Below are 18,505 nucleotides of genomic sequence, written 5' to 3'. Positions count from 1 at the left end.
TTTGCCCAAGGCTCAGTGGATGCTCGCCGACCGGGGGTATGATGCCGACTGGTTCAGGGATGCGCTTCATCAGCAGAAAGGTATCAAACCCTGCATCCCGGGGCGTAAATCGCGGTCTTTACCTGTCAAATATGACAAGCGCCGATATAAAGGACGCAATCGCATCGAGATCATGTTCGGTCGCCTGAAGGACTGGCGACGCGTAGCCACACGATACGATAGATGCCCAACCGTTTTCTCTTCCGCTCTGGCACTCGCAGCAACCGTTATCTTCTGGCTGTGATCAACGAGTCCTGAGCCTAGGAAATCCGTGCCCCTGAGCCGGTCCATCACGGGCCCCTTCACTTCCGAAAGATGAAAACCGATGTCGGCGTCGGCGAGGCGGCGGTTGATTTCCTCGAGGCTTTCCAGGGCGGAGGCGTCAATAGCGTTGACGGCAGAGCACATCAGGATGACGTGCTCAACGTCCGGCCGTTCGGCAACCTCAGCAGCGATGGTATCCTCAAGAAAGCGCGAATTAGCAAAATAGAGGCTCTCATCGACGCGGATGGACAGGATTTCCGGACTGGTCAGAACGAAATGCCGCTCCACATTGCGGTAATGCTCGGTGCCGGGCACTTGCCCAACGATGGCGGTATGGGGCTTGCTGGTACGGTAAAGATGCAGCAGCAACGACAACAGGACCCCGGCGACGATGCCGAGTTCGACGCCCCAGCCCAGCGTGACGAGGATGGTGGCGGCCATGGCCGCAAAGTCAGATTTCGAATAGGCAAAGACCCTGCGCACCGTTCCGAAGTCGACCAACGACAGCACCGCGACGATGATGGTGGCGGCGAGCGTGGCCTGCGGCAAGCTGGCAAGCAAAGGCGTCAGGAACAGCGCCGCGAGCGCGATGCCGACCGCAGTGAACACTCCGGCCGCCGGTGTCTGCGCGCCGGCGTCGAAATTGACCACCGAACGGGCGAAGCCTCCGGTGACCGGATAGCCGGACGAGAGACCGGCGGCAATGTTGGCCGCGCCGAGACCGATGAGTTCCTGATCGGGATCGATACGCTGCCGCCGCTTGGCGGCGAGCGTCTGCCCGACCGACACGGATTCGACAAAGCCCACCACGGAAATCAGGAAGGCTGGCACAAGCAGCGCCGAGATCAGGTCAAGCGAAAGGGCAGGAGCGCCGAATGCGGGCAGACCCTGCGGGATTTCGCCGACGAGCGCGACCCCGCGTGACCCGAGATCGAGGCCAGCGGCCAGGACAACTGTCACGGCGACGGCAAGGATGGGTGCGGCCTTGGCCATCATGTCGGCAAGGCGTGCGGGCACGCGGATCGAGATCAGCAGCGGTTTGAGATATTTGCGGGCGAAATAGAGGAAAGCCAGAACGCCGATGCCGATGGCAAGCGTCGTCGGATCGACGGCGCCAAGCTGGTTCGCGAGGGAAAAGAGAATTTCAGGAAGAGTGTCACCCCCGCCCGAAACGCCAAAGATATGGCGCAGTTGCCCGGCGGCGATCAGCAGCCCGGATGCGGTGATGAAGCCCGAGATCACCGGATGCGACAGAAAATTGGCGAGGAAGCCGAGCCGGAAGATCCCCATAACCACGAGAATGCCGCCAGACAGCAGCGCAAGGAGGATGGCGGCGGTGAGGTAGTCGAGCGTGCCCTCAGCGGCGATTTGCCCAACCGCGGATGCCGTCATCAACGAGACCACGGCCACCGGTCCGACCGCCAGCGTGCGGCTGGTGCCGAAGATCGTATAGGCGACCAGCGGAAGGATCGACGCGTAAAGACCGACTTCAGGCGGCAGGCCGGCGAGCATCGCATATGCCAGCGATTGCGGGATCAGCATGATGGTGACGATCACCGCCGCGAGCAGGTCGCTGGTCAGAACCGTCCCATCGTAGGTCTTGGTCCATTGGAGGAACGGGAAATAGCGGGAGGCTTTGATCATGAACGATTGCGCCGGCAAGAGGAGATGGGGGCGGGCGCTGTCACGTAGAGGGGGGTGTGACAGCGCCCGGTCGGACAGTGGGGGTTACTGTCCGATTGACGAATAAAGCGCAGCCGACCGGGCGCCGGAGCGACAATAGCCCAAAACCGGCCCGTCGATAGTCTCCATCGCTTCTTCGAAACGGTCGACCTGTGCAGCTGACGGCGCGCCTGTGACGGGGATGTGAACCGCTTTCATGCCGTGCTTTTCGGCTTCGCGGGCAATTGCCGCGAAGGCCGGCTGGCCCGGCTCCTCATTGTCGGGCCGCGCGCACACGATAGCGGCAAAGCCGTCCTGCGCCAGCTGCACGACGTCGTCAGGACGGACCTGGCCCGTTGTGGCAAATCGGTCGTCGATCTTCCTGATGTTCATTTTTCCAGATTTCCAAAAGAGATTGAAGGGCCACATAGTCAACTTGCTTTCGCCATCACGTGCGTGGCCAGCGTGTGCCGGGCGAGCCGGGCGGCGGCGATGCCGCCAACCATCGAACCGACGAACAGCCAGGCATCGCCATGGCCCAGCCCCAATGCCGGAATGGCCCCACCCGGGCAAAAGCCGGTAATGCCCCAGCCGATGCCGAACACGGCGGAACCGGCCACCAGCGGAAAATCGAGATCCCGGCGCGTCGGCAGATGGAACAGGCGGTCGAACACAGGAGCGTCCCGTTTGAGGACCAAGGCATAGCCGATCGCCGTGACGATCAGCGCGCCGCCCATGACGAAGGCGAGCGAGGGATCCCAGGTTCCAGCAAAATCGAAGAAGTTCAGCACCTTGGCCGGATTGGCCATGCCCGAAAGCGCGATGCCTGACCCGAAGACCAGTCCGATAATGAGAGCGGAAAGAACACGGGCCATTACAAGCCTCCAATGAGATGGCGGACGACAAAGACGGTGATGGCGGTCGAGACCATGAAGGTCAGCGTTGCAACGATGGAACGCGGCGAGACGCGCGCCATGCCGCACACGCCATGACCGGACGTGCAGCCCGAGCCGAAATAGACGCCGGCGCCAACGATCAGCCCGCCGACAACCAGCCAGGGCGCGGGTGTGGGGCTTTCAAAAGGAATGGTGTAGCCGGACATGGCGACGATCAGAGCCGGCGCGCCGACGGCGCCAGCAAGAAAGGCCGCCCGCCAGCCCCAGTCATGAGAAAATGGCGGCACGAGACCGGAAAGGATTCCGGTCATGCCGGCGATGCGGCCGTGAAACGCCATCAGCAGCACGGCGGCAAGGCCGATCAGGCTGCCACCGAACAGCGACAGCCATGGAGTGAACTCTGTCATTTATCCTTGGTCCTTGATGTCGAAAGATTGAAAATCGCATAGGCCGGGCAGAAGCGGACGAGGCCTGTCACCGCGAGCACGAGCCCGACGATGACGAAGACCCAGGTCCAGACCGGGTTGGCAAACAGCGCCCAGCCGGTGACGAAAGGGGCGACCAGCAGGAGGACGCCGATGATGAGGCGGGCGATGCGGTCCGGGGTTCCGACATTGAATTTCATGGCTATTCTCTTTCTCTGGTAAGGATTGGAACAGGTAGAATAGTCGAATTTCTATATCTACGCAATAACGCAGATATAGGACAAATGAAAACCCTGGGCAGCGTCCCGCCCGCCTATTTGCAGAAGAGCTGATGCATGGTGTGAATGAAGCTTTCGATACGCGGATCGGCGAGCCGATAGAAGACCTGCTTGCCTTCCTTCCGCCCGACGATCAGGCCCGCCTCGCGCAGTTCGGCGAGCTGTTGGGAGAGACCTGGCTGACGAATCCCGAGCCCATCCTCGAGTTCTCGCACCGAGCGTTCACCCTCGACGAGGGCGCAAGCGACCAGCAGGCGATCGGGGTTGGCAAGTTTCTTGAGGAAAGTGGTGGCCTCACCGACCTTCCCCTTCAGCTCCCGGGCTTCATCCGAAATCAGCATCATTTCCATCAATCGCCCCAGGCGGCGCCTTCGAGCAGGTTCATCGGGATCTTGAGATAGCGCCTGCCATTGTCTTCAGGTGTGGGCAGCCGTCCGGCATTGGTGTTGACCTGCAAAGCGTGCAAGATCAGCTTGGGCATGGCCAGCGTCTTGTCCCGCGCCTCGCGCGCGGCAACGAACTCCGCTTCGGTCTTATGAACCGACATATGGATATTCTTGGCTTTCTGCTCGGCAACCGTCGATTCCCAAAGGGGCTCGCGGCCACCGGGCTGATAGTCGTGACCAGTGAAAATGCGCGTTTCGTCCGGCAACGCGAGAATGTCCTGGATCGATTTCCACAATTGCCGCGTGCTACCGCCGGGGAAATCGGCACGGGCCGTGCCGCTGTCAGGCATGAACAGCGTGTCGTGAACGAAGGCCGCGTCACCGATCACATAGGTGATCGAGGCCAGTGTGTGGCCGGGCGAGAACATCACCCTAGCATCGATATTGCCGACCTTGAAGGTCTCGCCGTCGGCGAAGAGCTTGTCCCACTGCGAGCCATCGGCCGGAAAATCGGGCCAGTTGTAAAAGTCCTTCCACAGCTTCTGAACTTCGACGACCTTCTGCCCGATGGCCGTCGGCGCGCCAGTCTTGTCCTTGAGATAGGCCGCGGCGGAAAAATGGTCGGCGTGGGGATGGGTGTCGAGGATCCATTCAAGCTCATAGCCCTTGTCGGCGATGAACTGAAGAATGTTGTCGGCATGGGTGGTCGCTGTCGCCGCCGACTTCTCGTCATAGTCGAGCACCGGATCGACGATGGCGCATTTGTTCGTCTCAGGATCGGCGACGACATATTGAATCGACCAGGTGCGCGGATCGAAGAAGCCAGTGACTTCAGGCTTGGCTGTCATGGGATTTTCCTCTTGCTCATTTTTTGCAACCGCTGAGCGGCTAACAACCACATAATATCACTTACGTTTTTTCGCAAGCATTATTTCGTGATTAATCAATGCTGGCCATCAGTCCTTATTCAGCCGGTGTCGCCGGCACGGTGCGGGCGCTCTGCCAGACGAGAGGCACAAGGATCAGCGCAACGGACGGAAAGATGAGCCAATTGATCGTCTGCCAACCAGACGCATAGAGCAGCGCGAGGGTTGGGGCCGTTAGGGATCAGAGGTCGGGTGCGCAGTAGTGAGCGTAGAGCACGCTCACCACCTCACGGGCGATATCGGATTCGATGCGGTACCAGATGGTTTGCCCGTCGCGGCGGTTGGCGATGATGCCTTCACGGCGCAACAGGGCCAGATGCTGCGACACCGTCGAATCGCGAATTCCCACAAACTCCGCGAGCTGGCCAACGGACTTTTCTCCGTCGATCAGGCGACAAAGGATCAGCAGGCGGTGCTGGTTGGACAACGCCTTCATCAGCTCGCTCGCCTGATCGACGGCGGCGCGCATTTCATCCGGGTTGATAGTGACTTTACTATTCATTCTTGCGTATCTACGTTATTGCGTATATCTAGTCAACAGAATTCCTCCTCCATCAAGCCGGAGGCGGGCCGTCAACGGAGTATCGATCATATGTCTGGTAGCCGCCAGATCGTCTGTCCCGGATGTGGCGCGGTCAATCGCGTGCCTGCGGACAAGCCCGCGGGGGCGGGCAAGTGCGGAAAATGCGGCAATGCGCTGTTCAGCGGCAAACCGCTCGACGCCGATGCCGAGATGTTCGCGCGGCAGACCGGTCGCTCCGACATTCCGGTACTGGTCGATGTCTGGGCGTCCTGGTGTGGCCCCTGCCGCATGATGGCCCCGGCCTTCGAGGCGGCGGCCGCCATCCTCGAACCGGACATGCGCCTGATCAAGCTCAACTCCGAGGTGGAGCAAGAGGTTGCGGGTCGCCTCGGCATAAGAGGCATTCCGACCATGCTGCTTTACGCCGGCGGCCGCGAGATCGGACGCATTTCCGGAGCCATGAACACTCAACAGATCGTCGGTTGGGCCAGAGACCAGCTCTCACGGGCTCCCGCCGCGCACAAAGCATCGTAATTCCGAGGGAGAGAGAAATGGAAAGACGGCAATTTCTGGTGGGAGCCGCAGCTCTTGCCTCAGTTGGTTTAGGCACGCAAACCGCACAGGCCCAGACGTCCGATTCCCGAGCCCGCGTCGTCATAGCGGGCGCAGGTGCGGCCGGGCTGGCGCTTGCCTCGCGTCTGCGGCGCTCCATGCCCAACGCGACCATCACCATCATCGATGCCAAGAAGGAGCATCATTTCCAGCCCGGCTTCACGCTGGTCGGGGCCGGCATCTGGTCCCCTGCCCATGTGACTGAGCGCAATGAAGACTACATGCCGCGCGGTGTCGAGTGGGTCGAGGCTGCCATTGCCGAGTTCGATCCTGAAGCCAATGCCGTGGTGACCACCACCGGCCAGCGGATCGACTATGATTTCCTGATGGTCGCGACCGGGCTGAAGCTCAACTACGAAGCCATCGAAGGCATGGATATTTCCCTGATCGGTCACGACGGCATTGCCTCGATCTATGCCGGGCCGGAGCAGGCCAGGGCATCAAGCACCGTGATCGACCGCTTCATCGACACTGGCGGTGTCGGCCTTTTCGGGCGTCCGGCAGGTGAAATGAAATGCGCCGGCGCGCCGCTCAAGATCACCTTCATCACCGACGACAAGGCACGAAGCCAGGGTCGCCGCGGTGCGGTTGAGCTGATCTATAACGCGCACAACCCCGCCGTCTTCGCGGTTGCGCCGGTTAACGACAAGGTCAAGGAGATGTTCGCGGCCCGCGACATCGCCGTCAATTACAGCCATGTGCTGAAGGCGATCGATCCGGGCGCGAGGCAGGCGACCTACGCCACTGAAAGCGGCGATGTCACGCTCGACTACGACTTCATCCACGTCGTCCCGCCCATGCGCGCGCCGGATGCGGTGCTGGCAAGCCCCCTGCCATGGCAAGACGGCGTGCTCGCCGCCGATGGCTGGATCGAGGCCGACAAGGCGACATTGCGTCATCCGCGATATCCAAACGTCTTCGCCGTCGGCGACATTGCCGGCGTTCCGCGCGGCAAGACAGCCGCCAGCGTCAAGTGGCAGGTCCCCGTCGTCGTCGATAACCTCGTCGCCGAGACCGCAGGCCGGACACCGCAGGCAGTCTACAACGGCTATACCTCCTGCCCGATGGTCACCGGCATCGGCAAGGCGATGCTGATCGAGTTCGACTATGACGGAAATCTGATCCCCTCCTTCCCGTTCATCGATCCGCTGAAGGAATTGTGGGTGTCGTGGCTGATCGAGGAAAAGGGCCTGCTCGGGGCCTATCGCGCCATGCTGCGCGGGCGCGCATAGGGAGAAAGCATCATGAGCGATTTCGATCTCACGACGATCTATTTCATTCTCGCCGAGAGCATGGGCGGCTGGCTCTGGGGGCTCGTCGTGCTCGCCCTCGTGCTTGTCGCTGCAATCGTGGCCGGCATCTTGAGGCTACGCAAAAACGGCATGTCGGCCCGGCGTCCCCTGATGACGGCCCTTTTGGCGGGATTGGCAACTACCGTGGTGTTCACCTTCCTGGTCCCAATCTGGACCTTGGCCGGTGCCGGCGCTCTCGCCGCACCCATCGACGTCCTATTTGCGGCTCTTTTGGCCCTTGTCCCGGGCGGCGTGGTTGGATCGGCCGTATTCGCCATCATGGCGTTTGCTTCCAACGGCCGGGTGGCAGCGATCGCCTGACAGGGGCCGAGCAAGAATTTCCGATGGTCCGCCTGGCGGGTCATCGTCGGCCGAGAACAATGTTTCATATTCAATAAAGGTAAACTGATGGTCTTCCCACAGGTGACGGCGTTCTATGCCGCGCTGCTTGGTCTGGTTTTCACGTGTTTGTCGTTCTGGGTGGTCAAGGCTCGTGCACACCACAAGGTCGCAATGGGAGATGGCGGGAAATTCTCACTGATCCTGCGCATCCGTAGCCATGCCAACTTTGCAGAATACGTCCCGCTGGGACTGATTCTGATCGCGTTCAACGAATGGCCGGACTGCATGTCTGGTGGATCCACATGCTTGCTGCAGTTCTTTTGCTCGCGCGCATTGCTCACCCGATCGGTATGGCCGCGTCTGAGGGATCGCCGCTGCAAAAGCCATTTCGAGGTTTCGGCGTACTCGGCACCTGGGGCGTGATCCTGGGTTCCTCCCTGCTGGTGCTCGCCGGGCTGCTGTAAAGCGCACGTGGTTCACCAAAAAGGCGAAAAATGACCGAGACGATACGCTATTCAAATTCGCAAATCGCTCTCCACTGGGCCGTGGCGGTGCTGGTCGTCGGCCAATATCTGTTCAACGAGCCGATTGCCCAGGCCTGGAACGCCGCCGCAAATGGCTTGCCAGTTTCTTTCAGCCCGCTGATTCTGGCGCATGTCGGCGGCGGCGTGCTGATCCTGGCTCTTGTCATCTGGCGGCTCGTGCTGAAATCACAAAGGGCCGCGCCTCCGCCGCCGGACAACGAACCCGCCCTGCTCAAGCTGGCGGGGCAGCTAGCGCACTGGAGCCTTTATGGCCTGCTCGCCGCCATGTCCATTTCCGGGATGGCAGCCTGGTTCGGCGGTCTTGACGCGGCCGCGGCCGCTCACAGTTTACTGAAAGTCCTGCTGATTGCGTTGATCGGGCTCCATGTCCTTGCGGTCATTTTCCACCATCTGATTCTGAAAAGCCCGATACTAAAACGGATAATCTGACATCGAGACACCGGACGCTCGTGACGGAATTCTTGTCTTAAGCCTGCCTTAAGGTTCGAGGCCGAGCGATCGTCAGATCACAAACACCATGCATCTGGCCGAACCATAAAACATGAAGACACTCATGCTCACCGCGGTGCTTGCCTTCGCACTCTCCGCGTGCAGCGACAGCAATCAGCCAGGGGGCAGTCGTGCCAGCGAAACCGACGCGCCCGTGCTCGCTACGCTGGAAGCCCAGGGACTGACCATTCATGGGCCGCTCGACGTGCCGGGCGGTCTCGATGCTTTCGCCGTCCTCGCGATCACCACGAGCTTGCTGAACGGCTGCGGGACGGTTCGTTCTGAGGACGGCAGGCTCGCGACGTGCCCGCCCGTGGTCGAGTATGGCCGGGAGTTCCAGGCGCGGGCAGCCGAGGAACTGGCCCGGCTACCCGAGGGCTCAATGATCGCGGAAATGCTGAGCGAATACGCTGTCACGCGCGACCAGGCGCGCGCGTGCCACTGAAAACCGGACCGGGCAGTGGCATTGAATGAAGCGCCAGACGCCTCGACCGCAGGGCACCGCCCGGCCAATCTCAAAGATTCACGATGTAAAAAAGCGGCAGGGCGACGATGGCAGTTGCGGCGCCACATGTCGCGTGCGGAAATGGGCACAAATGTTCACCAAGCGTGAGCCTGTCACACGTTACGGCCGCACGGCGCCATGGTGCCATAGATCGCGATGAATTCAGGTCGAATCGACCTGAATTCATAAGCGCGATCGATTCCAAAGAGATAGAGCAGGATGCGGGCGGAAAACCGCTTCACACTTTTCCTCATCCCGCTCTAGTGCCAGGGAATGTCTGACACACCTGCTGCTTCCGGCATGATCTGGTCGATTTGGACATCCGCGCACGCAAATCGAATTTTTCCTGTCCGCAAGTTTGATCCGTCCGGGGGCGACCTGCGTAATGACGATGGAGGGTACGGATATTGTCCTCTGCGAAACACTACTTGACACAATGGAGAAACGGAATGCTACGCAAGTTTCTGATGGGGGCTGCGGCAACGACCATGCTGGCAGGTGCCGCCATGGCGCAAGATGCGACCTCGGACATTGTTGATACGGCAGTTGCCGCGGGCGATTTCACGACGCTGGTTGCTGCGGTTCAGGCGGCCGGGCTGGTGGACACGCTGAAAGGTGAAGGTCCCTTCACTGTCTTCGCGCCGACGGACGCGGCCTTTGCGGCCCTTCCCGAAGGGACCGTGGACACGCTGCTGAAGCCGGAAAACAAGGATCAACTGGTCTCGATCCTGACCTATCACGTGGTTCCGGGTGCGGTCATGTCTTCGGATCTGACCGAGGGGATGTCGGCAGCCACGGTTCAGGGCGGCGAGGTGACCTTCACGCTTGATGGCGGCGCGAAAGTCAATGACGCCAACATCACCACGGCCGATATCGCGGCCTCGAACGGAGTGATTCATGTCATCGACGCGGTGATCATGCCTCCTGCCAACTGAGGCGAATGGCACAGTTGATCATATGTAAACCAGATAGACCCCGGCTGTATCAGCCGGGGTAGCGTTTTATAGCGATCAGCCGCGGCTGGATTTGGGGATGAACCGGTCGAACATTGCGAGCATGATGATTCCCGCGCCGCAGATCATGGCGATCAGCCAGTCGCCGGCGCCCGCATTGGCCACAATGACGCCGAACAATGCCCAGATGACACCGGCGCGATAGGACCAGACGTGCGGACGGACGAAGGCGACCGCAACAGCCGCAATCAGGACGCAAATGATCAGCGCAATGGCGGCTGTTCGCGGCGGCAATATGCCATATCCCGTCGCCACCACCGACAGGGCGACCCCTGATGCAGCCGTCAGCCAGCCGGTGTATAGCCCGATGGGTGCCCATTCGCGCCAGCCGGGCCCGACCCGCAGCATCGCCATGATCGCAGCCGCCGCCATCACCAGGATCATCGCCGTGGCGATCGATGGGGAACGGAGGGCAGCCTCGATCCAGAACACGCCGATGAACAGGCTGATGCCAAGGGGCCAGGCAGCGCGCCCCCAGCCCGGCATGGTTTCAGGGCGCCAAAGAGCCCATACCGAGGCAAGAATCAGCCCCAAATAGATCAGCCCCCAGATTGAAAAGGCCCATCCAACGGGTTGGGCGGGCCAGCGGTCCACCTGCACGGGAAAGCTTTCCGTGTAAAAGCCGCCAAAGCCATTCGACAGGACGGGCGAAACGGCGAAACCCACAGCCAACAGCAGTATGATGATCCTTGCGTTGCGGTCATTCATTTCAGGTCTCCGATATGGTGGCGCGAAACTGTGCCAAGGCCGCCAGCGCGGCATTGCGCCCCTTGGCCAGCATGGATGGGGGACCGGGGAGCCAAGGTCCGCGGTTCCACGCCGGTGGAATGCTTTGCAGCCAGACCTCAGCCTCTGGGCAAGAGGCACCGTCAAATCCAGCAAGCCAGCGCCGGCGATAATCGCCCTGAGGGTCGTATTGTTCCGCCCGCCTCTCGGGGTTGAAGATGCGGAAATAGGGCGCCGCATTGGGGCCGCAGCCCGCCACCCATTGCCAGTTCATCGCATTGGCGGCCGGGTCCCAATCGGTCAGGCAATCGGCGAAATGCGCCAGCCCCGCGCGCCAGTCGATCAGCAGATGCTTGGTCAGCCAGCTTGCAACCACCATGCGCACGCGGTTGTGCATCCGGCCCGTCAACCACATCTGGCGCAATCCGGCATCGACCAGCGCCACCCCGGTTTCCGCCCGCTGCCAGCCGATCAGCTCGGGGGCGTCTTTGCGCCAGGGAAAGCCCTCCCATTCGGGACGGCAGCAGGCAACCGGCATCTGCGGGAACTCGATCAGCAGATGCCAGGAAAAGTCGCGCCAGATCACTTCGGACAGGAACTTGCCGATGCCGGCTGCGTGTTCGGGCGACACCTCGGCCCTCAGCATGGCTCTGGCCCAGACCACGCGTGGACTGATTTCTCCCACCGCAAGATGATCGGAGAGGCCGGAAGTCGCGTCGAGATCGGGGCGATCACGCCCGCCGGGATAGGCAGAGGCTCGGTCGAGAAAGTCGTCCAGCCGGGCAAGCGCGGCGCCTTCGCCCGCAGGCGGGGCAAACTGCTCCAAGGCGGCGCGGCCACGGTGCAGGTCCGGAGCGAGATCCAGTTTCAGTGGATCAAGCCCCTGAAGCGGCTCGGTGCAAGCTGTGATCCGCCGCGGCGCGTCAGCGGCGGGCCGATCGGGGCCGAGCTGCCGCACTGCCCGCGCAAAGGGGGAATAGACCCGATAGGCGCCCCCATTGCCTGTTCGGATCGCCCGGGGGTGCACCAGAAGATGGCCCGGATGCAGTACAAGCTCGGCACCCGCAGGCCGCAGGGCCGCCCGCATGCGGCCTTGCAGCGTCCGCATTTCGGATGTGGGCCAGTCGGACTGGTGCAGCCTGCGCACTCCCAGCCGCTTCATCAACGGTGGCAGGATCTCATCCGCCTCGCCGCGCAGGATAGTGATGCCCTTGCCGCCAGTGCGTTGCCGCAGGGTCGCATCCAGCGATTGCAGCGCGCGCATCAGCCGCCAGCGGCTGGCCGCACCCTGCGTCATGGTCAGCCGGTCGATGATGAAAACCGGCAGTAGTGGACCATCGGCAATGGCGGCCTGAAGCGCGGGGTTGTCATGCAGACGAAAATCACGGGTCAGCCAGAGGATGCCGGGCGCCGTCATTCAAGCCGCCGCATCCGCGTGGTCAAGCGTCACCTGCACCACATCGCAGCGCCCTGTGGCAAAGGCAGCGGCGCAGCCCTCCAGATAGAACTGCCAGCCGCGCAGGAACGCGTCACCATAGCCAAGCCGCTCGATGCGCGGGCGCTGTTGCATCATCCTCTCACACCAGATCCGGCAGGTGCGGGCATAATCCGGGCCGAAAGCGTGGCTGTCTTGGACGCGCAGCCCGGCCTTTGCGGCCTCATGGACGATGATGGCGGAACAGGGCAGCATGCCGCCGGGAAAGACATGCTGACGGATGAAATCCGAGCGGCGGCGATAGACCGAAAACTCGGCATCCGGCACGGTGATCGCCTGCAAGACCGCCCGCCCACCCGGTGCCAGCCGCGCCTTGAGGGTGGCGAAATAGGTCGGCCAATAGCGTTCTCCCACCGCCTCGATCATCTCGATCGACACGATGTTGTCAAAGCTGCCCGTCACCTGACGGTAATCCTGAAGCCGCACCTCGGCGCGGCCATCCAGCCGGGCATCGGCATAGCCCTTTTGCGAGGGCGACAGCGTGATCGCGGTCACGTCATGGCCGTGATCCGCAGCAGCTTCGGCGAACCCGCCCCAGCCGCAGCCGATTTCCAGCAGGCTTTCGCCCGGTGTCAGTTGCGCCAGGATGCGCGCGTTCTTGCGGGCCTGCGCGCGCGGCAGATCATCGCCTTCACCAAACAGTGCCGAGGAATAGGTCATGCCGGGATCAAGCCACAACTGGTAGAACTCGTTCCCCACATCGTAATGCGCGCGGATATTGCGCCGCGATCCACGCAGACTGTTTGGCCGCATCAGCCGGTCGACCAGCCGCATTCGCATGGCCTGAAGCCGCCCCGGCTCTCCCCAACCGGCCCGAAGGCCAAGGTTGCGCAGGGCCAGCGACAGCGTCCCCTCCAGCGTCTCGCTGTGCCACTCGCCGGCGATCCAGCCTTCGCCCAAGCCCACATCGCCGCGCAGCGCCAGACGCGGAAGCAGCCGCCAGTCGCGGATCTGCAAGTCCGCCTCGGGGCCGGCGCTGCCAAACCGGTGGCGCGTGCCCTCGGGCGTGGTAAGGGTCAGGATGCCATCGCCGATCCCTTCAAGGGCGGAAAAAAAGCGGGATTTGAGGGAGCGTGTCACAAGGCTCATCGACTGATTTCCTGATCGGGTGGGGTGGGAACGCGGCGATAGGCAGCGCCTTTGAGTTTCAGGCGCAGCGCGTGCCAATAGATCTGGGCAATCACCCGCAGCGCACCGCCCGGCCGGCGAAAACTTGTTGCAAGAACCCCGAGGGTGGTCAGCGGCACCAGGCGCCCTGTCATGGCGGTGTCGATGCCGCCCGCGCCGTCCTGTTGTGCGATGCGGATGGCGATGCGGTCGGGGTGCAGGGCAAAGCGGAAATGATACTCCCCCGCCACGTCCTGAAAGGGCGAGACGTGAAACACCTTGCGCGCGGTCAGTTCCGTTTCAGCGGTAATCGGCGCAAGGTCGGGGCGGGCCAGCAGATAACTGTGGCGTTGGCCGAAGGTGTTGTTGACCTCGGCAATCGCGGCGATCAGCGCGTCGCCCTGGATCAGCATCCAGAAGCTGACTGGGTTGAACCAGTAGCCCAAGAAACGTGGCTGCGTCACCAGCACCAGCACCAGCCCCGGACGGCGGGCGATCCCGGCCGCGCCGAACTGCGCCCAGGCCCAGTGGGCGCCGGTGCCCGCGCCACGCGGGCCGCCGTGGTCGGAGTCGTAAAAGGCGATCAGGCCAAACCTGTTATGCCCCATCAGCCGGGGCGGGTGAAAATGTTCAGGCGCCAGCAGCAGATGATCGGCATGGGTACGGAATGTGTGGCGCAGGGCACCGCGCCGGGCATGGGTCACCAGCGCGGGCATCGCCAGCACCTCACCCGCCTCAAGCCGCGCGGCGAGAGTCATGGCAGCACCGCCACAGGCAGCAAGCGCCGCGCGATGCGCATGGCGCTGGCAAAGCCATCCTCGTGAAAACCATTGCGCAGCCAGGCGCCGGCAAACCAGGTGTTGCGGTTGCCTTGCATCGCGGCAATTTGTGCCTGTGCATCCAGGGCCGCGAGATCAAAGACAGGATGGCGGAATGTCACCTGATCGTAAATCAAACGCGGGTCGATGCCGTCACTTTGGTTCAGTGTGACAAACAGCGGATCGTCGTCCGGGATATTCTGCAGCCTGTTCATCCAATAGGTGACGGCCACACCCGCTCGCCCGGTATCGCCCCGGCTGACCCATGAACTCCAACATCTGCGGCGGCGCGGCATCACGGATGGGTCTGCGTGAAGGACAGCCTGGTTGGGCTGGAACCGGATTGCCGAAAGGGCGGCCTGTTCGGTCCCGTCAGCATCACTCAGCATCGCGAGCGCCTGATCGGCATGGGTTGCAAGGATGACATGATCGAAACTTTCGGCCTCTGCCCCTTTGGCGCGCAGGGTTACGGTTTCGCCGCTGCGCGTGACCGCCCCCACGGAAGTGCCGGGGCGCAGATCGACTCCGGCCTGCACCAGCGCCGCCAACAGGCGCTCGACATAGGAGATCGAGCCGCCGTCCACCGTCCACCACCGGTGATGCTGGCCGCGGGACAATAGCCCGTGGTTGCGCATGAACCGCACCATCGCACGGGCCGGGAAGGCCCCGATGTCGTGATCGGGCGTGGACCAGATCGCCCCGCAGAACGGATAAAGGTAATGGTCGCGAAATCGTGCACCCAGACGCATCCGCGCGATCAGGGCGGCGATGGTCATCTCGGGCGCTGCCGCCACTTCGGCCTCGGCCCCGGCATTGAAGCGCAGGATGTCGCGGATCATCAGGTGAAAGCGCGGGTCCACGATGTTGCGGCGCTGGCCGAACAGCGCATTGCCGGACCGCAGCGCATATTCCACCCCGCCAGCGTCCAGCGAGACGCCAAAGCTCATGTCGCTTTTGACGATTGGCACGTCAAGGTCGCGAAACATCGCCGTCAGATGCGGGTAATTGACATGGTTGAACACGATGAACCCGGTATCGACCGGCTGATCGCCCCGCTTGCCGGCAAGAACCGTGCGCGCATGGCCGCCAAGCCGGATCGCTTCTTCGTATAACGTAACATGATGGTGGCGCGACAGAACCCATGCGCAAGCCAGGCCCGATATGCCCCCGCCGACGATGGCAATTCGCTGCGGCGCGCCGTTGGTGATGTCAAAAGGCATCTGGACTCCACTAACTCTTTGACAAGCTTACGCGTGGAACCTGGCCTTGGATCAATCAAACCGAAAAATTGCCGTAAGAATGATCTGCTACGCCTTGTCACCCGTATTGCATGGCATGAACACTGCATTTGCACCTGTCGAGCCTTGCACTTATAGAACGCTCAGTCCGATGGCACCGCCACTGGTCGATAGCGGTGCCGTGGGTGCCACAGTGGTGAGTCAGCAGCCGATGAGTGATCTTTCCGAGTTGAGTCGAGATTTGATCGCTGTCCGCGACAGCCGTGACCGCGCGGCGTTCGGACGGCTCTTTGACCATTTTGCCCCAAGGATCAAGGCGATGATGCTGCGCGGCGGGCTGCGCGACGGCACTGCCGAGGATGTGGTGCAGGATGTGATGCTTGCGGTCTGGCACAAGGCAGGGCAGTTTGACCCGCATCGCGCCGACGCGGCCGGTTGGATCTATGGCATTGCCCGGAACCGGCGCATCGACATGGCGCGCCGCCGCCCGCTGGCACAACCCGACGAGATGCCCGAGCTTGAGAGCCTGGAACCCGACGCAGACCAGATCATCGCTCTGCAGCAGGAGGCGCGCCACCTGGCCGAGGCACTTGCGCGACTCGCACCGGAACAGGCCGAGGCGCTGCGCGCTGCCTATTTCGACGACATTCCACACAGCCGCATCAGCGAAATGACGGGCTTGCCGCTTGGCACCATCAAGTCCCGCATCCGCCTTGGCCTTGAACGTCTCAGGCATGAGCTGAGGACAATCGCACCATGATCAGCATCCACCACCATATTCCCGACGACATGCTTGACGCGTATCGCGCAGGCACCTTGCCACATGCCTTTGGTGTGGTCGTGGCCGCGCACCTGTCGCTTTGCGATCAATGCCGTGCCGGCCAGGAGGCGGGCGACATGATCGGCGGTGCGCTTTTGCAGCATGCAGAAGGCGCAACCCTGCGACCCGACGCGCGTGACCGGATGATGACTGCACTAGACGCACCGCCCCCGCCGCCGCCTCTGCGCGCATCTGGGCCGTTTCCGTCTGCCGTGATGCACGAATTGGGCGGAAGGCCGCCGCGCTGGCGCATGCTGGGCGGCGGCATCCGCCAGCAGATCCTGACCGCCGATCGCGAAGGCTCATTGCGCCTGTTGTACATTCCGCCGGGAAAGGCAGTCCCCGAACACGGGCATCGGGGGCACGAACTGACACTTGTTCTTCAAGGCAGCTTTTCCGACAGCGAAGACAACTTTCATCGCGGCGACGTCGAAGTGGCGCATGCCGACATCCACCACCAACCCGTTGCCGGCCGGGACGAGCCATGCATCTGCCTGGCGGCCACCGATGCGCCCTTGCGCTTTCACGCGCTGATTCCGCGGCTGTTGCAGCCGATCTTCCGGATCTGAAGATGAACTATGCGAGCCGCCGCATCTGGATCATTGGCGCCAGCGCCGGGATTGGCGCAGCCCTTGCCCGTGCGTTGGCCGGGCAAGGGGCGCAACTGATCTTGTCCGCCCGCGATGGCGACGCGCTGGAGGCGCTGGCGGCGGAGTGCGGCGGCGCGCAGGCCAGGCCGCTGGATCTGGCCCAGCCTGAAACGCTGGGGGCAGTGGTGGCACAGCTTACGCTTGAGGCACCGCTGGACGCGATCATCTGCACCGCCGCGCTTTATGATCCCGGTCGCGTGGCGGATATCGATCCCATGCGGGCCGAGGCGATGGTGCGCGTGAACATACTGGGCATGCTTGAGGTCGCCCGCCTTTGCCCGCCGCTGCTGCGCGATGGCGGTCAGCTGGTGCTGTTCGGCTCGGTTGCCGGTTACATCGGCCTGCCGGGGGGGCAGCCATATTCGGCAACCAAGGCGGCGGTCAACAACCTTGCCGAAACGCTTGCGATCGAACTGGCCCCGCGTGTGGACGTGCGGCTGGTCTGTCCAGGCTTCGTCCAGACCAGACTGACCGCCCGAAACACCTTCGCCATGCCTGCAATCATCACCGCCGAACAGGCGGCAGAGTCCGTGCTGCGCGGGATGCAACGGCGGGGATTTGATATCCATTTCCCACGCCGCTTCACCCTTGCGATGAAGCTGATACGGGCCCTGCCTTATGCGCTGTCGCTGCGACTGATACGGCGCTTGCGCTGATCGTTCAGTTGAATCGCCCCGACAGCAGAACCACGCCGGCCCAGGCTGAAAACCCGGTCAGGAACGTGCCCCACAACCCGTCGATAATGACCTGCTCCCACGACCAGTCGGCAAGCGTGGCGTAATTTGTCATCTCATAGGTGCCATAACACATCAGCCCAATGATCAGGCCTCCGATCAGCGCGTGAACGGGATCATTCGCTTTCAGCGCCGGCCAGGAAACCAGCCACACAAGCCCGGCGACATATCCCAGATAGAACAGCGCAGCCGGACCAAGCCGCAACGGCTCGGCAAGAAGGTGGCCGACATTGCGCTCAAATACCGGCCGGATCAGAAACCGGATCCCCAGCACATCCAGAGCGAGGAACACCCCGGCGGTTGCAGCATAGAGGAAGGTAACTTGAAGCATGAGAAGTCCTCGTCCCAGTTTCCGTCCAACCGCCGCAGATAGGCGGTGGCCTTCTGTCATATCAGCCTTTGACTTGCTCTACGCACGCAACCTTGCAGCAGATCAATTTCTCCGTGAAGAAAGGCAGACTACTCGCCCCATCCTCATAAACAGCAGTGCCGCACGCATTCCTCGGGTGGATGTCATTATCCCCTAACGGCATCGAATGTGCCAAACTCGTGATGCCGAAGCACCAGCTGAAGGAGACGGCTTCATCAAAACATATAATAGTATCAGCAACTTGAAAGTGGAGAAGGTTGGATATCAGGCCCGTCCCCTCCGCCACTTGCCCCCGCGAAAGCGTTCTCCCGATCCGGCTGCGGCCGGATTTTTCCGTTGTTTTCGGGCGT

24 protein-coding genes and 2 pseudogenes are annotated in these 18,505 nt (G+C 62.2%); 12 read left to right on the top strand and 14 right to left on the bottom strand.

What is annotated here, in order from left to right; genetic code table 11:
* On the top strand, nt 1-283 hold a 283-nt coding region (locus tag ACFPLB_RS07625; RefSeq protein WP_378228761.1), incomplete at its 5' end, for a transposase.
* A 17-nt stretch (nt 284-300) separates the two neighbouring features.
* On the opposite strand, the pseudogene ACFPLB_RS07620 reads toward ACFPLB_RS07625, so the two are convergent.
* The 8 genes and pseudogenes from ACFPLB_RS07620 to ACFPLB_RS07585 all read right to left on the bottom strand — a co-directional run.
* Nucleotides 301-1,947, bottom strand: a pseudogene (locus ACFPLB_RS07620) (SulP family inorganic anion transporter); the annotation flags it as partial.
* Nucleotides 1,948-2,031: 84 nt separating this feature from the next.
* Nucleotides 2,032-2,358: a protein tyrosine phosphatase family protein gene (locus ACFPLB_RS07615; protein WP_378228760.1), complete on the bottom strand. Its 327-nt coding sequence runs from the start codon at nt 2,356-2,358 to the stop codon at nt 2,032-2,034.
* 38 nt (nt 2,359-2,396) lie between these two features.
* Complete coding sequence (locus ACFPLB_RS07610) at nt 2,397-2,840, bottom strand: YeeE/YedE family protein (protein WP_133675097.1); 444 nt, start codon at nt 2,838-2,840, stop codon at nt 2,397-2,399.
* Nucleotides 2,840-3,268, bottom strand: coding sequence for a YeeE/YedE family protein (locus ACFPLB_RS07605; protein WP_133675099.1), 429 nt, complete (start codon nt 3,266-3,268; stop codon nt 2,840-2,842). Before ACFPLB_RS07605 ends, ACFPLB_RS07610 begins: the two co-directional genes overlap by 1 nt.
* Nucleotides 3,265-3,486: a YgaP family membrane protein gene (locus tag ACFPLB_RS07600; protein WP_133675100.1), complete on the bottom strand. Its 222-nt coding sequence runs from the start codon at nt 3,484-3,486 to the stop codon at nt 3,265-3,267. The genes ACFPLB_RS07605 and ACFPLB_RS07600 overlap by 4 nt, the downstream gene beginning before the upstream one ends.
* A gap of 113 nt (nt 3,487-3,599) precedes the next feature.
* Complete coding sequence (locus tag ACFPLB_RS07595) at nt 3,600-3,914, bottom strand: ArsR/SmtB family transcription factor (RefSeq protein WP_378228759.1); 315 nt, start codon at nt 3,912-3,914, stop codon at nt 3,600-3,602.
* The gene (locus tag ACFPLB_RS07590) at nt 3,914-4,798 is read right to left on the bottom strand and encodes an MBL fold metallo-hydrolase (RefSeq protein WP_378228758.1); all 885 of its coding nucleotides are present in this window, start codon (nt 4,796-4,798) and stop codon (nt 3,914-3,916) included. Before ACFPLB_RS07590 ends, ACFPLB_RS07595 begins: the two co-directional genes overlap by 1 nt.
* Nucleotides 4,799-5,057: 259 nt before the next feature.
* Complete coding sequence (locus ACFPLB_RS07585) at nt 5,058-5,378, bottom strand: ArsR/SmtB family transcription factor (protein ID WP_378228757.1); 321 nt, start codon at nt 5,376-5,378, stop codon at nt 5,058-5,060.
* A gap of 90 nt (nt 5,379-5,468) precedes the next feature.
* Between ACFPLB_RS07585 and trxC the strand changes: the two genes are divergently transcribed.
* The 8 genes and pseudogenes from trxC to ACFPLB_RS07550 all read left to right on the top strand — a co-directional run bounded on the left by trxC (nt 5,469) and on the right by ACFPLB_RS07550 (nt 10,119).
* The gene (trxC, locus tag ACFPLB_RS07580; RefSeq protein ID WP_378228756.1) at nt 5,469-5,933 is read left to right on the top strand and encodes a thioredoxin TrxC; all 465 of its coding nucleotides are present in this window, start codon (nt 5,469-5,471) and stop codon (nt 5,931-5,933) included.
* Nucleotides 5,934-5,950: 17 nt separating this feature from the next.
* Complete coding sequence (locus ACFPLB_RS07575) at nt 5,951-7,243, top strand: NAD(P)/FAD-dependent oxidoreductase (RefSeq protein ID WP_378228755.1); 1,293 nt, start codon at nt 5,951-5,953, stop codon at nt 7,241-7,243.
* 12 nt (nt 7,244-7,255) lie between these two features.
* Nucleotides 7,256-7,624: a DUF5368 family protein gene (locus tag ACFPLB_RS07570; protein ID WP_378228754.1), complete on the top strand. Its 369-nt coding sequence runs from the start codon at nt 7,256-7,258 to the stop codon at nt 7,622-7,624.
* 87 nt (nt 7,625-7,711) lie between these two features.
* Nucleotides 7,712-7,864: pseudogene (locus ACFPLB_RS17685) on the top strand (MAPEG family protein); the annotation flags it as partial.
* Nucleotides 7,865-7,917: 53 nt separating this feature from the next.
* Nucleotides 7,918-8,109, top strand: a complete 192-nt coding sequence (locus tag ACFPLB_RS17680; protein WP_465251471.1) for an MAPEG family protein — start codon at nt 7,918-7,920, stop codon at nt 8,107-8,109.
* Nucleotides 8,110-8,139: 30 nt separating this feature from the next.
* The gene (locus ACFPLB_RS07560) at nt 8,140-8,619 is read left to right on the top strand and encodes a cytochrome b (RefSeq protein ID WP_378228753.1); all 480 of its coding nucleotides are present in this window, start codon (nt 8,140-8,142) and stop codon (nt 8,617-8,619) included.
* Between the two features lie 112 nt (nt 8,620-8,731).
* A complete protein-coding gene (locus ACFPLB_RS07555) occupies nt 8,732-9,124 on the top strand; it encodes a hypothetical protein (protein WP_378228752.1) in 393 nt (130 codons plus the stop codon).
* A gap of 509 nt (nt 9,125-9,633) precedes the next feature.
* Nucleotides 9,634-10,119: a fasciclin domain-containing protein gene (locus ACFPLB_RS07550; protein WP_090617789.1), complete on the top strand. Its 486-nt coding sequence runs from the start codon at nt 9,634-9,636 to the stop codon at nt 10,117-10,119.
* 75 nt (nt 10,120-10,194) lie between these two features.
* On the opposite strand, the gene ACFPLB_RS07545 is transcribed toward ACFPLB_RS07550, so the two are convergent.
* From ACFPLB_RS07545 to ACFPLB_RS07525, 5 genes are read right to left on the bottom strand one after another with little or no spacing between them, the layout of a single operon-like run.
* Nucleotides 10,195-10,905 (bottom strand): hypothetical protein, encoded by a 711-nt coding sequence (locus tag ACFPLB_RS07545; RefSeq protein ID WP_147428079.1) that lies wholly within the window; start codon nt 10,903-10,905, stop codon nt 10,195-10,197.
* Nucleotide 10,906: 1 nt separating this feature from the next.
* Nucleotides 10,907-12,340 (bottom strand): cryptochrome/photolyase family protein, encoded by a 1,434-nt coding sequence (locus tag ACFPLB_RS07540; protein ID WP_378228751.1) that lies wholly within the window; start codon nt 12,338-12,340, stop codon nt 10,907-10,909.
* Nucleotides 12,341-13,507 carry a class I SAM-dependent methyltransferase gene (locus ACFPLB_RS07535; protein WP_378228750.1) on the bottom strand — a complete coding sequence of 389 codons (1,167 nt, stop codon included), beginning with the start codon at nt 13,505-13,507 and terminating at the stop codon, nt 12,341-12,343.
* Nucleotides 13,504-14,283: a DUF1365 domain-containing protein gene (locus ACFPLB_RS07530; protein ID WP_090617780.1), complete on the bottom strand. Its 780-nt coding sequence runs from the start codon at nt 14,281-14,283 to the stop codon at nt 13,504-13,506. Before ACFPLB_RS07530 ends, ACFPLB_RS07535 begins: the two co-directional genes overlap by 4 nt.
* A complete protein-coding gene (locus ACFPLB_RS07525) occupies nt 14,280-15,563 on the bottom strand; it encodes an NAD(P)/FAD-dependent oxidoreductase (RefSeq protein WP_378228749.1) in 1,284 nt (427 codons plus the stop codon). The genes ACFPLB_RS07530 and ACFPLB_RS07525 overlap by 4 nt, the downstream gene beginning before the upstream one ends.
* A 229-nt stretch (nt 15,564-15,792) precedes the next feature.
* Here ACFPLB_RS07525 and ACFPLB_RS07520 point away from each other — a divergent pair, with 229 nt between their 5' ends.
* Genes ACFPLB_RS07520 through ACFPLB_RS07510 form a run of 3 tightly spaced genes read left to right on the top strand, consistent with a single transcriptional unit; the run spans nt 15,793 to nt 17,707 of the window.
* A complete protein-coding gene (locus ACFPLB_RS07520) occupies nt 15,793-16,341 on the top strand; it encodes a sigma-70 family RNA polymerase sigma factor (protein WP_378228748.1) in 549 nt (182 codons plus the stop codon).
* Complete coding sequence (locus tag ACFPLB_RS07515; RefSeq protein ID WP_378228747.1) at nt 16,338-16,970, top strand: ChrR family anti-sigma-E factor; 633 nt, start codon at nt 16,338-16,340, stop codon at nt 16,968-16,970. Before ACFPLB_RS07520 ends, ACFPLB_RS07515 begins: the two co-directional genes overlap by 4 nt.
* A gap of 2 nt (nt 16,971-16,972) precedes the next feature.
* Nucleotides 16,973-17,707 carry an SDR family NAD(P)-dependent oxidoreductase gene (locus tag ACFPLB_RS07510; RefSeq protein ID WP_378228746.1) on the top strand — a complete coding sequence of 245 codons (735 nt, stop codon included), beginning with the start codon at nt 16,973-16,975 and terminating at the stop codon, nt 17,705-17,707.
* 4 nt (nt 17,708-17,711) lie between these two features.
* Here ACFPLB_RS07510 and ACFPLB_RS07505 read toward each other — a convergent pair whose 3' ends face one another.
* Nucleotides 17,712-18,116: a DUF2177 family protein gene (locus ACFPLB_RS07505; protein WP_378228745.1), complete on the bottom strand. Its 405-nt coding sequence runs from the start codon at nt 18,114-18,116 to the stop codon at nt 17,712-17,714.
* Nucleotides 18,117-18,505 lie beyond the last annotated feature (389 nt).

Source organism: Aquamicrobium segne, assembly GCF_042656785.1.
Classification (GTDB): domain Bacteria; phylum Pseudomonadota; class Alphaproteobacteria; order Rhizobiales; family Rhizobiaceae; genus Mesorhizobium; species Mesorhizobium segne.
This window is presented reverse-complemented; position numbering and strand designations above follow the sequence as displayed.

Coding starts and splice junctions, on each gene's coding strand:
- ACFPLB_RS07615 (WP_378228760.1), bottom strand. CDS start 2,358: ATGAACATCAGGAAGATCGACGACCGATTTGCCACAACGGGCCAGGTC.
- ACFPLB_RS07610 (WP_133675097.1), bottom strand. CDS start 2,840: ATGGCCCGTGTTCTTTCCGCTCTCATTATCGGACTGGTCTTCGGGTCA.
- ACFPLB_RS07605 (WP_133675099.1), bottom strand. CDS start 3,268: ATGACAGAGTTCACTCCATGGCTGTCGCTGTTCGGTGGCAGCCTGATC.
- ACFPLB_RS07600 (WP_133675100.1), bottom strand. CDS start 3,486: ATGAAATTCAATGTCGGAACCCCGGACCGCATCGCCCGCCTCATCATC.
- ACFPLB_RS07595 (WP_378228759.1), bottom strand. CDS start 3,914: ATGGAAATGATGCTGATTTCGGATGAAGCCCGGGAGCTGAAGGGGAAG.
- ACFPLB_RS07590 (WP_378228758.1), bottom strand. CDS start 4,798: ATGACAGCCAAGCCTGAAGTCACTGGCTTCTTCGATCCGCGCACCTGG.
- ACFPLB_RS07585 (WP_378228757.1), bottom strand. CDS start 5,378: ATGAATAGTAAAGTCACTATCAACCCGGATGAAATGCGCGCCGCCGTC.
- trxC (WP_378228756.1), top strand. CDS start 5,469: ATGTCTGGTAGCCGCCAGATCGTCTGTCCCGGATGTGGCGCGGTCAAT.
- ACFPLB_RS07575 (WP_378228755.1), top strand. CDS start 5,951: ATGGAAAGACGGCAATTTCTGGTGGGAGCCGCAGCTCTTGCCTCAGTT.
- ACFPLB_RS07570 (WP_378228754.1), top strand. CDS start 7,256: ATGAGCGATTTCGATCTCACGACGATCTATTTCATTCTCGCCGAGAGC.
- ACFPLB_RS17680 (WP_465251471.1), top strand. CDS start 7,918: ATGGCCGGACTGCATGTCTGGTGGATCCACATGCTTGCTGCAGTTCTT.
- ACFPLB_RS07560 (WP_378228753.1), top strand. CDS start 8,140: ATGACCGAGACGATACGCTATTCAAATTCGCAAATCGCTCTCCACTGG.
- ACFPLB_RS07555 (WP_378228752.1), top strand. CDS start 8,732: ATGAAGACACTCATGCTCACCGCGGTGCTTGCCTTCGCACTCTCCGCG.
- ACFPLB_RS07550 (WP_090617789.1), top strand. CDS start 9,634: ATGCTACGCAAGTTTCTGATGGGGGCTGCGGCAACGACCATGCTGGCA.
- ACFPLB_RS07545 (WP_147428079.1), bottom strand. CDS start 10,905: ATGAATGACCGCAACGCAAGGATCATCATACTGCTGTTGGCTGTGGGT.
- ACFPLB_RS07540 (WP_378228751.1), bottom strand. CDS start 12,340: ATGACGGCGCCCGGCATCCTCTGGCTGACCCGTGATTTTCGTCTGCAT.
- ACFPLB_RS07535 (WP_378228750.1), bottom strand. CDS start 13,507: ATGAGCCTTGTGACACGCTCCCTCAAATCCCGCTTTTTTTCCGCCCTT.
- ACFPLB_RS07530 (WP_090617780.1), bottom strand. CDS start 14,283: ATGACTCTCGCCGCGCGGCTTGAGGCGGGTGAGGTGCTGGCGATGCCC.
- ACFPLB_RS07525 (WP_378228749.1), bottom strand. CDS start 15,563: ATGCCTTTTGACATCACCAACGGCGCGCCGCAGCGAATTGCCATCGTC.
- ACFPLB_RS07520 (WP_378228748.1), top strand. CDS start 15,793: ATGAGTGATCTTTCCGAGTTGAGTCGAGATTTGATCGCTGTCCGCGAC.
- ACFPLB_RS07515 (WP_378228747.1), top strand. CDS start 16,338: ATGATCAGCATCCACCACCATATTCCCGACGACATGCTTGACGCGTAT.
- ACFPLB_RS07510 (WP_378228746.1), top strand. CDS start 16,973: ATGAACTATGCGAGCCGCCGCATCTGGATCATTGGCGCCAGCGCCGGG.
- ACFPLB_RS07505 (WP_378228745.1), bottom strand. CDS start 18,116: ATGCTTCAAGTTACCTTCCTCTATGCTGCAACCGCCGGGGTGTTCCTC.